Source organism: Gilliamella sp. wkB195 (assembly GCF_001690445.1).
Lineage (GTDB): Bacteria > Pseudomonadota > Gammaproteobacteria > Enterobacterales > Orbaceae > Gilliamella > Gilliamella apicola_E.
In genome coordinates, this window is record NZ_LZGP01000018.1 from 23,724 (window position 1) to 37,459 (window position 13,736).

Annotated in this window: 14 protein-coding genes; 8 read left to right on the forward strand and 6 right to left on the reverse strand. The window is 36.8% G+C overall.

Annotated features, from left to right (window positions below):
• Window positions 1-84 precede the first annotated feature (84 nt).
• Entirely contained in the window at window positions 85-1,311 is a 1,227-nt protein-coding gene (gene moeA / locus A9G08_RS05005) for a molybdopterin molybdotransferase MoeA (protein WP_065562638.1), read from the forward strand.
• Here moeA and A9G08_RS05010 read toward each other — a convergent pair.
• From A9G08_RS05010 to folB, 4 genes are read right to left on the reverse strand one after another with little or no spacing between them, the layout of a single operon-like run.
• Window positions 1,303-1,731: an EamA family transporter gene (locus A9G08_RS05010; RefSeq protein ID WP_065562639.1), complete on the reverse strand. Its 429-nt coding sequence runs from the start codon at window positions 1,729-1,731 to the stop codon at window positions 1,303-1,305. The two genes, moeA and A9G08_RS05010, sit on opposite strands and share 9 nt — an antisense overlap.
• A gap of 1 nt (window position 1,732) precedes the next feature.
• Window positions 1,733-1,942 carry a hypothetical protein gene (locus tag A9G08_RS05015; protein WP_141673930.1) on the reverse strand — a complete coding sequence of 70 codons (210 nt, stop codon included), beginning with the start codon at window positions 1,940-1,942 and terminating at the stop codon, window positions 1,733-1,735.
• Between the two features lie 39 nt (window positions 1,943-1,981).
• Window positions 1,982-2,989, reverse strand: a complete 1,008-nt coding sequence (locus tag A9G08_RS05020) for an MBL fold metallo-hydrolase (RefSeq protein ID WP_065562641.1) — start codon at window positions 2,987-2,989, stop codon at window positions 1,982-1,984.
• 12 nt (window positions 2,990-3,001) lie between these two features.
• Entirely contained in the window at window positions 3,002-3,370 is a 369-nt protein-coding gene (gene folB / locus A9G08_RS05025; RefSeq protein WP_065562642.1) for a dihydroneopterin aldolase, read from the reverse strand.
• A 98-nt stretch (window positions 3,371-3,468) separates the two neighbouring features.
• Here folB and rsmE point away from each other — a divergent pair, with 98 nt between their 5' ends.
• The 7 genes from rsmE to nifJ all read left to right on the forward strand — a co-directional run bounded on the left by rsmE (window position 3,469) and on the right by nifJ (window position 11,782).
• The gene (gene rsmE / locus A9G08_RS05030; RefSeq protein ID WP_065562643.1) at window positions 3,469-4,194 is read left to right on the forward strand and encodes a 16S rRNA (uracil(1498)-N(3))-methyltransferase; all 726 of its coding nucleotides are present in this window, start codon (window positions 3,469-3,471) and stop codon (window positions 4,192-4,194) included.
• A 198-nt stretch (window positions 4,195-4,392) separates the two neighbouring features.
• Entirely contained in the window at window positions 4,393-5,349 is a 957-nt protein-coding gene (gene gshB, locus A9G08_RS05035; RefSeq protein WP_065562644.1) for a glutathione synthase, read from the forward strand.
• Window positions 5,350-5,353: 4 nt separating this feature from the next.
• Window positions 5,354-5,806 carry a GNAT family N-acetyltransferase gene (locus A9G08_RS05040; RefSeq protein WP_065562645.1) on the forward strand — a complete coding sequence of 151 codons (453 nt, stop codon included), beginning with the start codon at window positions 5,354-5,356 and terminating at the stop codon, window positions 5,804-5,806.
• 20 nt (window positions 5,807-5,826) lie between these two features.
• Complete coding sequence (locus A9G08_RS05045; RefSeq protein ID WP_065562646.1) at window positions 5,827-6,384, forward strand: YqgE/AlgH family protein; 558 nt, start codon at window positions 5,827-5,829, stop codon at window positions 6,382-6,384.
• A 3-nt stretch (window positions 6,385-6,387) separates the two neighbouring features.
• The gene (gene ruvX, locus A9G08_RS05050) at window positions 6,388-6,807 is read left to right on the forward strand and encodes a Holliday junction resolvase RuvX (RefSeq protein WP_065562647.1); all 420 of its coding nucleotides are present in this window, start codon (window positions 6,388-6,390) and stop codon (window positions 6,805-6,807) included.
• A gap of 90 nt (window positions 6,808-6,897) precedes the next feature.
• Window positions 6,898-7,935 (forward strand): phosphoribosylformylglycinamidine cyclo-ligase, encoded by a 1,038-nt coding sequence (gene purM, locus A9G08_RS05055; RefSeq protein ID WP_065562648.1) that lies wholly within the window; start codon window positions 6,898-6,900, stop codon window positions 7,933-7,935.
• A 310-nt stretch (window positions 7,936-8,245) separates the two neighbouring features.
• On the forward strand, window positions 8,246-11,782 hold the full coding sequence (nifJ, locus tag A9G08_RS05060; RefSeq protein ID WP_065562649.1) for a pyruvate:ferredoxin (flavodoxin) oxidoreductase: 3,537 nt from the start codon (window positions 8,246-8,248) through the stop codon (window positions 11,780-11,782).
• A gap of 122 nt (window positions 11,783-11,904) precedes the next feature.
• Here the strand turns inward: nifJ and A9G08_RS05065 are convergent, their stop codons facing one another.
• The gene (locus tag A9G08_RS05065; protein ID WP_081299493.1) at window positions 11,905-12,429 is read right to left on the reverse strand and encodes a C40 family peptidase; all 525 of its coding nucleotides are present in this window, start codon (window positions 12,427-12,429) and stop codon (window positions 11,905-11,907) included.
• Window positions 12,377-13,735 (reverse strand): DUF3482 domain-containing protein, encoded by a 1,359-nt coding sequence (locus A9G08_RS05070; RefSeq protein ID WP_065562650.1) that lies wholly within the window; start codon window positions 13,733-13,735, stop codon window positions 12,377-12,379. Before A9G08_RS05070 ends, A9G08_RS05065 begins: the two co-directional genes overlap by 53 nt.
• Between the last annotated feature and the right edge of the window lies 1 nt (window position 13,736).

Consider the following 13,736-nt stretch of genomic DNA (forward strand, 5'->3'; position numbering starts at 1 on the left):
CTATTTATTTCAATTTTGTAAAATTAATAACTCGCCAATATCACTCTTCCCTGAATGGATAATCAATTATAAGGAGCTTCATTTATGTTATTAACCTTTGAGCAAGCTAAAAAAAATATACTTGAAGCATCATCATTATACAATCAACTTTCAAGTGAAAAAGTTGCATTATTTGACGCCTTAGATTGTGTTACTGCTGAACCGGTTATTTCTCCAATTAATGTACCAAGTTTTAACAATTCGGCTATGGATGGTTATGCGGTAAGGTTAGCTGATATCAATCAATCGAAATTATTACCTTTAGCCGGTACTATTTTTGCTGGAGATGATATCTCAAATCTGAATTGGCCTTCAGGGAGTTGCTTACGCATTATGACTGGCGCGCCTGTTCCTGAACAAGCTGATGCTGTGGTGATGCAAGAAGAGACAGAGCAAACAGAGTCAGGTATTAATTTTTTAGGTGATATTAAATTAGGTAGCAATATTCGTTGTATCGGCGAAGATGTTAAACAAGATTCGGTGGTGGTGACTAAAGGTACACGTTTAACCATTCCAACACTATCAAGTTTAGCCACGCTTGGTATAACTGAATTAGTCGTCTATAAAAAAATAAAAGTCGCTATCTTTTCAACCGGAAATGAATTAACCGATATTGGTGATCCGCTAACAAACAAAAGTGCAATTTATGATAGTAATCGATTTACGCTAAAATTATTATTATCTAAATTAAATTGCCAAATTATCGATTTAGGTATTATTGCCGATGATCCGAACCGAATTAAGCAATCACTTGAAACAGCGTCTAAACTTGCTGATTTAGTGATTACAAGCGGTGGCGTTTCTGTTGGTGATGCAGATTATACAAAAACAGCTTTAGAAACACTGGGTAAAATTAATTTCTGGAAAATTGCTATAAAACCCGGTAAGCCGTTTGCTTTTGGAAAGATAGGTGATGCGTTGTTTTGTGGATTACCCGGCAATCCAGTTTCGACATTGGTCACTTTCTATCAGTTAGTTCAGCCTTTGATTTTAGCACTGTCAGGAGAGCATTTAACCTCTAACAATCTGTCATTTAAAGTTAAAGCAGCAACGAATCTTAAAAAAAGTGTTGGCCGATTAGATTTTCAACGCGGTGTGTTGCAAGTTAATTCTGAAGGTGAATTAGAAGTTGCTTCAACTGGTCAACAAGGCTCACATCTAACTCAGTCGTTTAATCATGCCAACTGCTTTATCATCCTTGAGCAAGAAAGAGGCAATGTTGCTAAAGGTGAATATGTGACAGTTGAGCTGTTTAATAATTTATTAAAATAGCGCAACTAAAACAGCACCTGCAGCAATCATGGCAACACCAATGGCTGAAAGAAATGAAATTTTTTCGCCAAAGATAATAACAGCAAAAATTACGGCAAAAACAACGCTAAGTTTATCAATCGGGGCAACTTGCGAGACTTTACCTTCTTTAATTGCCATGAAGTAGAATAACCAAGATAATGCTCCAGCGACTCCACTCAATGCGATAATAAGTAATGCTTTCTTATCGTTAAAGAACGTGTTAATTAGATTTAGCTTTCCTTGCACGGCAACCACGCCAACTAAAAAAATCGCCATAACAATAGCCCGTATTGCTGTTGCAGTATTGGCATCAAGGTGTTGTAAACCAATTTTACCTAAAATTGCAACACAGGCAGCGGTAATTGCCGATAGCAAAGCATAAACAAGCCAAGCGCTCATATTAATACCTATCTATTTGGAATAAGTACTGTTGATTGTTTGAATTTTTTTGGCATTGTTCTGATTTATTCATCACCCCTCGGCAATCTTCAAGCACACCGTGAGCTTTTGACCAATGGTACTGTTTGCCTTCATCATTTTTACCACCACAAGCTGTTAAACTTAAACTTAGTGTAAGGCAAGTTAGTGCGATAATTACTGGTTTCATCATATCCCCTCGCAAATATTTAGTTATCCTATAATTTATTCATTATTCTAATGCATTATTAAACTGATTGATAGCAAAGCTATCACCTATTTTTATTACGTGAAAAGCACGACCTTTCTTCAAAGAATTTAATAAAAACGGTGGTTCATCTAACGATTCATCAGCTAATTCAAAAGCTCCCCAATGAATGGCGATCGCTGATTGGCAATTTAATTCATCATACAGTTGCAATGCTTGTTGAGGGTCGATGTGCTGTGATTGCATAAACCAACGCGGTGCATATGCGCCGATGGGGATTAAGGCTAGATCGATTTGCTTAAACCTTTCGCCAATTTTCTTTAAACTGGTTGAATAGCCGGTATCCCCCATAAAGTAGATATTTTTTGATAACGGCGAGTCATCATTCTGCATTATCCAACCACACCATAATGATTTGTTGACATCAAAAGCACCACGATTACTCCAATGCTTTGCTGGTGTCGCAGTAAACGTTATTCCACCAATATTAGAAGATTGCCACCAGTCCAACTCAATAACTTGCTTCGCTCCCCATTTTAATAGTTTGGTTTTGAGCCCTAGGGGAACTAAAATAGTCATTTGTGGAAAACGTTTTACCAGTTGCCTTATACTATTAAAATCAAGATGGTCATAATGGCTATGCGATATCAAAACTACATCAATCGTTGGTAATTTATCGATAGTAATAGCGGGTTTAGTTCGTCGTTTGGGGCCAATAAATTGGAACGGCGAGACTCGGTTGGAAAAAACCGGATCGGTTAATATCCATTTATTATTAAGTCTTATTAACGTAGTTGAATGCCCTATCCACCAGACTCTATCACCTTCTAAATTTAAATCAATTGAGCTACACCAAGTTTGGTTAAATACTTGATATCCCGCTTTTGGGGGTAAGACCTTACGTTTAAGGCGCCAACGTAAAGCGTCAGTCAATTTAATTGAAAAAGGCTCACTATTTTTAAAAGCTCTATGATGTAAATTATCACTTCGCTCATTAAGGGCTTTATCTAGCGTTTCGTTTTTTTTATTCATTAATTTGTTGAGTTAATTAATACTACGTTCAATAATCACAGCAACATTACCTGCATTAGCAATCGCATCTGGTTTTGAAACTTTGATTTTTAACCATTGAACTGAAAATTGTTCAATAACTAACTGTGCAACTCGTTCAGCTACCGTTTCAATAAGCTCAAATTTATTTGCTTCAATAAATGATGTTATTGATTGTGAAACAACGAAATAGTCTAAGCAAAATTCTACATTATCACTCTTTCCTGCTGGCTTATTATCCCAAGCCATTTCTAAATCAAGGACTAGCTTCTGTTTGATGTTTTTTTCCCAATCATAAACACCAATTGTGGTATAAACTGTTAGAGATTCAATTAATACTCTATCTTTAATCGTTAATGTCATATTCAATTCCAAGCATTGATATTGTTTAAAATAGAGATTACCGAATCTTATTAAATTACGCTATAATTTATTTCAAATAATAGTGAATAAAAGATGATATGACTCGAATTTTTCAACCCTACACCATCAACCAAAATAGCCTAATTACCTTGGACGATAATGCTTTTAATCACCTGATCCGTGTATTAAGAATGAAGCCTGGCGAATCAGTGACCTTGTTTGACGGCTCTAACCAAATTACCCCAGCAGTGATCCATGAAGTAAACAAAAAAAACGTTGTTGTAAAAACAGCAACGACTGTTTTTGATGATCGAGAATCACCTTTAAACATTCATTTAGGCCAAGTTATTTCTCGTGGTGATAAAATGGAGTTTACTATTCAAAAATCAGTTGAATTAGGAGTAAGCACCATTACCCCACTACTTTCTGAACGCTGTGGCGTAAAGCTCGATCAAGAAAGGCTTGAAAAAAAGGTTCAACAATGGCAAAAAATTGTTATTTCTGCCTGTGAACAATGTGGGCGTAACATCATTCCTACCATAAACTCGGTAATGAAATTAGAAAATTGGTGTGCAAGTTTAACTGATAGCTTAAAACTCAACTTACATCCAAAAGCAGAAAAAGGCATAAATCAACTGTCGTCTGAGGATAAAAACATTAGTTTATTAATTGGACCAGAAGGTGGGCTATCTAACGAAGAAATTCAGATGACGCATCAATATCAGTTTACAGATATTTTACTCGGTCCACGAGTTTTACGAACTGAAACAGCTGCACTAACAGCCATAACCGCCCTTCAAGTTCGTTTAGGTGATTTAGGTTAATCACCCAAAATGAATGAGTTAACAATTGATTGCTTTGCTTATTAATCGGTAACGAGTATGATAGTTCAAAACTTGATTTTTATTGCTAAAACCACGCTCGGCCTTGTTTTCTCATAAGCGATATTAAATAGGTAGAAAAGTGTGCAAGTCATCAACAGCAAATTCAATGCAATCAGATAAAATCAGTAAGGAGTCAACATGATTAAACTTGGTATTGTTATGGACCCCATCAGCCATATCAAATTAAAAAAAGATACCAGCTTTGCTATGCTGCTTGAAGCACAAAAGCGAGGTTATCAACTCTATTATATGGAGATGAATGATCTATTTTTACGTAATGGTGAAGCAAGTGCAACCACTCGTATACTAACAGTTCATAACAATAGTGAACATTGGTTTGATTTTGGTGACGAACAAACAATAGCATTAAGTGAACTCGATGTGATACTAATGCGTAAAGATCCGCCTTTTGATACCGAATTTATCTATGCGACTTATATTTTAGAACGCGCTGAAGATAAAGGCGTATTAGTGGTTAATAAGCCACAAAGCTTACGTGATTGTAATGAAAAATTATTTACTGCTTGGTTTGCTGATTTTACGCCGGAAACTTTAGTTACTCGCCAAACATCACAAATTAAGGCTTTCCACCAACAATTTCATGACATTATTTTGAAACCACTTGATGGTATGGGCGGTTCGTCAATTTTTAGAATCAAACAAGATGATCCCAATGTGTCAGTGATAATTGAAACACTTACCGAGCATAATACTCGTTACTGTATGGCACAAAATTTTATCCCAGCAATAAAAGATGGTGATAAACGTATTTTAGTTGTCGATGGTGTTCCGGTTCCTTATTGTTTGGCGCGGATACCTCAAAAAGGTGAAACACGTGGAAACTTAGCCGCTGGCGGACATGGTGAAGTAAGAGCTTTAAGTGATAGTGATTGGAAAATTGCCAACAGTATTGGACCAACATTAAAACAAAAAGGACTTTTATTTGTCGGACTTGATGTAATTGGGGATAAATTAACTGAAATTAACGTCACTAGTCCAACTTGTGTACGAGAAATTGAAAATGCCCATCCAGATTTATCAATCACGGGGCTTTTAATGGACGCGATTGAATCAAGATTAAATAAGAAGAGTTAAAAAAATGATTAGAGAATACCAACCAAAAGATTTAGAAGCCATTATGAAGATATGGCTACAAGGTAATGAACAAGCTCACAACTTTATTGATCTTGAATTTTTTAAACAGAACTACGATATAGTTAAAATGTTGATTCCAATGTCAACTATCTATGTTCAAGATCTTAATGGCGTAGTAGGTTTTATAGGTTTAACTGAGAATTATATTTCTGGACTCTTTGTTGAAGAAGGTTTTCGTCATCAAGGAACTGGAGCTGCGCTAGTTGAAAAAGCAAAACAGCGTCACAATGAATTATTGGTACATGTGTATAAACAAAATAGTGATGCGATTAACTTTTACTTATCACAGGATTTTGAAATTATTGGTGAATCAATTAACGAAGAAACCAATCATCCAGAAGTATTAATGCGTTGTAATGTAGAACATAAAGTCAAAATTGGTAAATGTGCATTATAATTTAACAACAATGTGAGCGTATGAATTTAAAAAATCATTTTATTATTGCAATGCCAACACTACATGATTCAGTATTTAGTCGTTCTGTGGTGTATATCTGTGAACATAATCGTGATGGTGCAATGGGTATTATTTTGAATAAGCCTATTATAGATCTCAATGTTGAAACCGTATTGTCCCGTCTTGAAATCACTGCATCAAAAAGTTGTGCTGAACTTGAGCATCCAGTATTTTGTGGTGGACCACTTGCCGAGGAGCAAGGTTTTATTTTACACACGCCTCATAAGGGGTTTGCATCAAGTATACAGATTTCTGATGATGTGATGATAACCACATCACTTGACGCATTGAAATCGATTGGCTCTCCAGAACAACCAAAAGATATCTTTCTAGCACTGGGTTACTCAAGTTGGCAATCATTACAACTTGAAAGTGAAGTAGCCAAAAATGACTGGTTAGTTACCGAAGCAGATCCACAAATTATTTTTGAAGTGGCTATTGAGGATCGTTGGAAAAAAGCGGCTGAATCATTGGGCATTAATATCAGTACTATTTCTCACCAAATGGGTAATGCATAGACAATGGCAACTATTATTGCATTTGATTTTGGTACTGCAAGTATTGGTGCAGCTATTGGTCAGGACATCACCAAAACCGCTAACCCACTTTGTTCATTTAAAGCTCGTGATGGCATACCTAATTGGCAAGCGATTGAAAAAGTACTTAATGAATGGAAACCCGATTATTTAGTGGTTGGACTACCACTAAATATGGATGGCACAGAACAACCTTTAACCGCTAGAGCTCGCAAATTTGCTAACCGTTTGCATGGTATGTTTGGTTATCAAGTACATCTACAAGATGAACGATTATCCACAGTTGAGGCTAAATCACACATTTTTGCTTCACGTGGTTATCGGGCACTTGAAAAAGGTCATGTTGATGCAACTTCTGCCATTATTATTTTAGAGAGTTGGTTTGAGAACAATGAATCTCTTTAATTAATAAGTTATTTTATTAATAATTAGTCGCCAATAAATTTCATCCTTGCTAAAATATCAAACAATTTTTCTACTGTAAGGACTGCTCCCGTGTCAAATAACAAATCTCTTAGCTATAAAGATGCCGGTGTCGATATCGATGCAGGCAATGAACTGGTAAATCGCATTAAATCTGTTGTAAAAGAGACCAAACGTCCTGAGGTTATGGGTGGACTAGGTGGTTTTGGTGCATTATGTGCAATTCCGCAAAAATATAAGCAACCTATTTTAGTATCAGGTACTGATGGTGTTGGCACAAAATTACGTCTGGCAATGGATTTAAACCGCCATGAATCAATTGGTATTGATTTAGTTGCAATGTGTGTTAATGATTTGATTGTTCAAGGTGCGGAGCCGTTATTCTTCTTAGATTACTATGCAACAGGCAAACTTAATGTTGATGTTGCAGCAACAGTCGTTACAGGTATCGCTGAAGGTTGTAAACAATCAGGCTGCGCTTTAGTTGGTGGTGAAACAGCTGAAATGCCAGGAATGTATCACGGTGATGATTATGACTTAGCCGGCTTTTGTGTTGGCGTAGTTGAAAAAGCAGAAATGATTGATGGGAGTAAAGTACAAGATGGTGACGCTTTAATTGCTCTAGCATCAAGTGGCGCCCACTCTAATGGCTACTCTTTAGTTCGAAAAATAATTGAAGTGAGTGGTGTAAATCCAGCTACTGAACAATTAGATGGAAAACCATTAGCTGATCATCTACTTGCTCCAACCAAAATTTATGTCAAATCTGTTCTCGATTTGATTTCCAAAATCGAAGTTCATGCAATTGCCCATATTACTGGTGGTGGCTTTTGGGAAAACATCCCTCGTGTTTTACCGGATAACACTCAAGCGATTATTGATGAATCAAGCTGGCAATGGCCGTCAATCTTCAATTGGTTACAACAAGCAGGTAATGTCAGTCGCCAGGAAATGTATCGTACTTTCAACTGTGGCGTTGGTTTAATCATCGCTTTACCAAAACAGTTAGCTGACCAAGCCATCAATTTGCTTAATGAGCATGGTGAAAAAGCCTGGCTACTAGGTGAAATAAAAACATCATCATCAACTGAGCGTGTAATTATTAAATAATACTATTCGTTTATATTATCCAACTGTTTGGATAATATAAACTTTTTATCCAATCAATACTATTGATACTACTCATTGGTAAGCTTTCAAAAAATCTTCAACTTAAATAACTTGTCAAGTTAGCTTAATCATCAACTTTTGGAATTCGATTTACCAATGATAATTCGCTTGGTCATGATTAAAAACAGATAGTCATAACGGAAAAATTTAACACAAAAATAACTAAAAGCTATCTTACTTTCTGGTACAATAGTCAAAAAAATATAATAACTAAGTAATGTCATAAAACGATAAAATACAAGGTTTTTTAATGATAATATCAGATGCTAATAGTGCGGTGTCATCTGTCGCATATCGTGCAAACGAAGTCATTGCTATTTATCCAATTACACCGAGTTCATCAATGGCTGAGCAAGCCAGCACATGGGCAGAATTTAATAAGCCCAACGTATTTGGTGATACCCCAAAAGTAGTTGAGATGCAATCCGAAGCTGGCGCAATCTCGACCGTGCATGGCGCATTAATGACTGGCGCACTAGCAACATCATTTACCTCATCACAAGGTTTACTATTAATGATTCCTTCGCTATACAAAATAGCGGGAGAATTAACACCATTTGTTTTACACGTTGCTGCTCGTACCGTTGCAACTCATGCATTATCTATTTTTGGTGACCATTCAGATGTCATGTCAATCAGGCAAACTGGTTTCGCCATGCTTTGTTCTAGCTCAGTACAAGAAGCTCAAGATTTAGCGTTAATTTCACAAATAGCAACACTCAATAGTCGTATACCATTTGTCCACTTTTTTGATGGATTTAGAACCTCACATGAGGTCAATAAAATTTACCCAATCAGTGATGAACAAATTCGTAACTTACTACCTAATCAAGCTATTGAAGCTTTCCGTGCTCGCGCATTAACACCAGATAAGCCGGTAATACGCGGAACATCAGCTAATCCTGATACCTACTTCCAATGTCGTGAAGCCATTAATCCCTATTATGAAAATGCTTACAACCATGTTGTTGATGCGATGCAGGCATTTGAAAAAGAGACAGGTAGAAAATACCAGCCTTTCGAATATTATGGCGCAGAAGATGCGCAACGTATTATTGTCATTATGGGATCGGGGGTCAGTACCACCAAAGAAGTGGTTGATCATCTAATCAAAAATGATGAAAAAGTTGGCGTAGTCATCGTCAGATTATACCGCCCTTTTTCAGCAAAACATCTGCTTGATATTATTCCTCAAACCGTAAAAAAAATCGCGGTGATGGATCGCACCAAAGAACCAGGCGCTCAAGCAGAACCACTTTATTTAGATGTAATGACAGCATTTGCTGAAAGTTTTTCTCGCGGTGAACGTAGCCATTTACCACAAATTATTGGTGGTCGTTATGGTCTATCTTCGAAAGAGTTCGATCCTCGCTCGGTATTAGCTATTTTTAATGAATTAGCAACTGAGAAGCCAAAACCTCGATTTACTGTTGGTATTTACGATGACATAACTGGATTATCATTACCATTACCAGAACAATCAATACCACAAAAATCGGCACTTGAAGCATTATTTTATGGTTTGGGAAGTGATGGAACCGTATCTGCAACAAAAAATAATATTAAAATTATTGGTGATAACTCACCATTTTATGTTCAAGGTTATTTTGTTTATGACTCGAAAAAGGCAGGCGGTTTAACCACCTCTCATCTTAGAGTCAACCTCGAACCAATTGACTCACCGTATTTAATCACCAGTGCTCATTTTATTGGTTGTCATCAAGATCAGTTTATCGACAAATACCAAATTGTTGAAAGATTAAAAGACGATGGTATCTTCTTGCTTAATACACCTTATAGTAAGAATGAAATCTGGCATAGATTACCTAAAGAAGTGCAAGTTCAATTAATCAAGAAAAGAGCGCACTTTTATATTATTAACGCGGCTAAAATTGCTCGAGAATGTAACTTAGGGGCAAGAATAAACACCGTAATGCAAGCCGCTTTCTTCCATTTATCTGAAATATTTAAAAATGATTTCAGTATCACTCAACTGAAAGAAGTTATTGCCAAAAGTTATAGCAGTAAAGGGCAAGATATTGTTGAAAATAACTGGAAAGCGCTTGATTTAGCCATCGCATCACTTGAACAAATTCCATTAAGTTGTGTTGATGAAAGTAGCCCATTGCGCCCATCAGTCGTACCAAGCAATGCGCCTGATTTTGTTAAAATGGTTACTGCAACAATGTTAGCCGGCTTAGGTGATACTTTACCCGTTTCGGCGTTCCCGCCCGATGGAACATGGCCAGTTGGCACCACTAAATGGGAAAAACGCAATATTGCGGAAGAAATTCCAATTTGGAAACCCGAACTTTGTACCCAATGTAACCATTGTGTAGTAGCTTGTCCTCATGCGGCTATTCGAGCCAAAGTGGTTAGTGAAATAGTTAATGCACCAGAATCGTTAAGCTCACTAGAAGTGAAAGCGCGAGATATGAAAGGTCAACGCTACGTATTACAAGTTGCGCCTGAAGATTGTACTGGATGTAATTTGTGTGTTGAAGTTTGTCCTTCACGTGACCGCAATAACTTTGATATCAAAGCTATCAATATGCAGTCGCGCATTGATAATCTTGAAACACAGCGGACTAATTATGAGTACTTTACTGCACTACCAGATCGTGAAATAAAAACCCTCGAACGTATAGATATACGCACATCGCAACTATTAACACCATTATTTGAATATTCTGGTGCATGTGCGGGTTGTGGTGAAACACCTTACATCAAATTATTAACGCAATTATATGGTGATCATCTCGCTATTGCTAATGCCACCGGTTGTTCATCAATTTATGGGGGTAACTTACCGTCAACACCATATACCACCGATCGCAATGGCCGAGGACCCGCATGGGCAAATTCATTATTTGAAGATAATGCCGAATTCGCCCTTGGCTATCGAATTACCTATAACCAACATAAAAAACGAGCATTACGTTTGTTGGAACATATTGCAGGCGAAATTTCACCAGAAATTGTAATCAATTTACAATCTCCAGATCTTTCAATTGATGAAAAACGTACGCAAGTCAATTTACTTCGTCAACAATTAGCTCATTTAACCTCATCGGAAGCTAAAGAGCTAATACAAGATGCTGACTACTTAATTGATAAATCAGTATGGGCAATTGGTGGTGATGGTTGGGCATATGATATTGGGTTTGGTGGATTAGACCATGTAATGAGTCTCACTGAAAACGTAAATATCTTAGTTCTTGATACTCAATGTTACTCAAATACTGGTGGTCAACAATCGAAGGCTACGCCAATGGGAGCTGTATCAAAATTTGCTGATTTAGGTAAAAATAAAGCTCGTAAAGATCTAGGTGTGAGTGTGATGATGTATGGTCACGTTTATGTCGCTCAAGTTGCCTTAGGCTCACAACTAAATCAAACCCTAAAAGCTTTACAAGAAGCTGAAGCCTATAACGGCCCTTCTCTCGTTATTGCTTATAGTCCTTGTGAAGAACATGGTTATGATTTATCTAAATCTCATGAACAAATGAAAGATTTAGTAAAATCTGGTTTTTGGCCACTATACCGTTATGATCCTCGTCGTATGCAAGAAGGAAAACCGGGTCTAGTGCTAGACTCAAAAGCACCAAACAGTGAATCATTATCTGATGTGTTACTCAAAGAACAGCGATTCCGTCGTTTAGAAACACTTGAGCCAGTGATTGCTAATACCTTGCATGAACAATCTGCAAAAATGGTTAATTCCAAATTTAAATTCTTGCAGATGCTAGCAACCTATTCCGATATAGAAACGCCAGCTGACAGCTAAATCTAAAAACGGATTAATTAGTTAAATTAATCCGTTTAATCTCTTTAATGAAGATCTAATTTTGGGGAATAAAAAAAACTCTCTAAATATAGAGAGTTTTTTATTATATTTATTAAACTTTTTTAACGACCGGTCACACGACGTGTCATCCAGTAATGTTTTTTCCAGTAATCTTCATTCAGATTTGAATAGATAACACCTTTTGAAGTTGAAGCATGTAAGAATTTACCATCTGCATAATAAATACCAACATGTAATCCGCTACGACTACGTCCAGTTTTGAAGAAGACTAAATCACCCGCTTTAGGCGTGGTAACTTTATAACCTAATTTAGCTTGTTCAGCAGCACTTCTTGGAAGGGTCTTTTGTAATCTATTTTTGTAGAAGTTCATAACTAAACCAGAACAATCACTACCAGCTAAAGTAGTACCACCATAACGGTAAGGTGTTCTCTTCCATTTTGAGTAGTGCTGTTCAATTTTGGCTAACATCACAGGATCAGATTTAACTGATACTTGGCTATGACTGCTACTACAACCAAATAATACGAATAATGATAAAATTAGTGAGCTTACTAATAATCGCTTTTTAACGCTACCGCAGCTGCTGCGCAACTTCGTTAATAATCGATTGTCTTTTCTTGTCATTTCTTCTTGTTCCTTTATTCAACGTAGACCACTGCGAATAACGTCTTGCTACCTTTAAACTTTTAGGTAAAACGCCTTTTTGCCACTTATTCTCATCAAGTTTAGACAACTTAATTGGGCTAAGGTTCGCGTGGCTGCGAAAATTTAAACTCTCTTTAAGCTGAACTAATCGTAAAGAAAGAAAACAAATGATCACATCATCAACACTTAGTTTACTAAATCCAGAAAGCTGATAGCGCATTCTCGATCCATAATGCTTAGCAGTTTGCATTAAACTACCAACGGCTGCACCTATTAACGCAGCTGAACCAAATGATAATCCACCAGTTGCTAAATCAATGCTAGCACCGATTGTAGCGCCCGACACAAAACCTTTGGTCAAGTGAACCCCCATCGTTTTTAATGCATCAAGATTAAACAAGTCTGCATTATAACGGCCTTTGATTAAAGGCAAATTCTCTTCACTCTCTTGAGTTGAATCGAATTGATAGAGCTTCAATAAATCATTAATTGCTTTCTGTTCACGTTTCCTGACTTTATTTTGCATGTCAGCGACAGCTTGCTTATCATCAGATTTTGCCATTTCATAAAAAGCAGTCACATCAACTAATGCTTCTGCAATGATTTGGTTAGCTGTACGATTACGTGATTCACGAGTTTTAGCAATATTAACTAGCCAATTATCCAATATTTTTTTTGCTGGTTCAACCAATAACGCCAAGCTATTGTACAATTTTTCTTCACCGTCTAAGGGTGGAAAAACAGCGTTGAACCCAATGATAGCATGAATCCCCATTCTTGAAAGCAATCTTTTCCATTCCTTTTCATTCTGTTCCTCAGCTGAAATGAAGTTAAGTACTGCAAGAATCGGTTTATCGCTATTGGCTAAGATAGCTAATTCATCGTGATATTTAGGTAGAACGGGCTCTCGCACGTCGATCACATAGATAGCAGCATCACAATTTAACACCTGTCGGATTACTTTTGCTTCTTGATTGAAGAGGTTTTCAGCTTCTGGGCTTTGTAAAAAAATCGTTAATTTATCGACTCCATCAAGCTTACTATTTGGCGATACAAGTTGATTGATATAGTCATAAAGCGCCAAACTGTCTTCAAATCCAGGTGTATCATAAAAAGTGATGTCGGTGTTATCCGCTAGTGGAAGTTTGATTGACTCTACATGTCTAGTAGTACCTGGTTTATCAGAAACATCACCAAAATGACTATCTCTTATTAATGCACGCAAAAGTGAAGTTTTACCAAAATTTGCATGTCCAACTATCGCTAATTTCAATGAAGTTATCATA

What these genes read in the sequence shown, in the direction of transcription:
- moeA (WP_065562638.1), top strand. Translation starts at nt 85, where the DNA reads ATGTTATTAACCTTTGAGCAAGCTAAAAAAAATATACTTGAAGCATCA.
- A9G08_RS05010 (WP_065562639.1), bottom strand. Translation starts at nt 1,731, where the DNA reads ATGAGCGCTTGGCTTGTTTATGCTTTGCTATCGGCAATTACCGCTGCC.
- A9G08_RS05015 (WP_141673930.1), bottom strand. Translation starts at nt 1,942, where the DNA reads ATGATGAAACCAGTAATTATCGCACTAACTTGCCTTACACTAAGTTTA.
- A9G08_RS05020 (WP_065562641.1), bottom strand. Translation starts at nt 2,989, where the DNA reads ATGAATAAAAAAAACGAAACGCTAGATAAAGCCCTTAATGAGCGAAGT.
- folB (WP_065562642.1), bottom strand. Translation starts at nt 3,370, where the DNA reads ATGACATTAACGATTAAAGATAGAGTATTAATTGAATCTCTAACAGTT.
- rsmE (WP_065562643.1), top strand. Translation starts at nt 3,469, where the DNA reads ATGACTCGAATTTTTCAACCCTACACCATCAACCAAAATAGCCTAATT.
- gshB (WP_065562644.1), top strand. Translation starts at nt 4,393, where the DNA reads ATGATTAAACTTGGTATTGTTATGGACCCCATCAGCCATATCAAATTA.
- A9G08_RS05040 (WP_065562645.1), top strand. Translation starts at nt 5,354, where the DNA reads ATGATTAGAGAATACCAACCAAAAGATTTAGAAGCCATTATGAAGATA.
- A9G08_RS05045 (WP_065562646.1), top strand. Translation starts at nt 5,827, where the DNA reads ATGAATTTAAAAAATCATTTTATTATTGCAATGCCAACACTACATGAT.
- ruvX (WP_065562647.1), top strand. Translation starts at nt 6,388, where the DNA reads ATGGCAACTATTATTGCATTTGATTTTGGTACTGCAAGTATTGGTGCA.
- nifJ (WP_065562649.1), top strand. Translation starts at nt 8,246, where the DNA reads ATGATAATATCAGATGCTAATAGTGCGGTGTCATCTGTCGCATATCGT.
- A9G08_RS05065 (WP_081299493.1), bottom strand. Translation starts at nt 12,429, where the DNA reads ATGACAAGAAAAGACAATCGATTATTAACGAAGTTGCGCAGCAGCTGC.
- A9G08_RS05070 (WP_065562650.1), bottom strand. Translation starts at nt 13,735, where the DNA reads ATGATAACTTCATTGAAATTAGCGATAGTTGGACATGCAAATTTTGGT.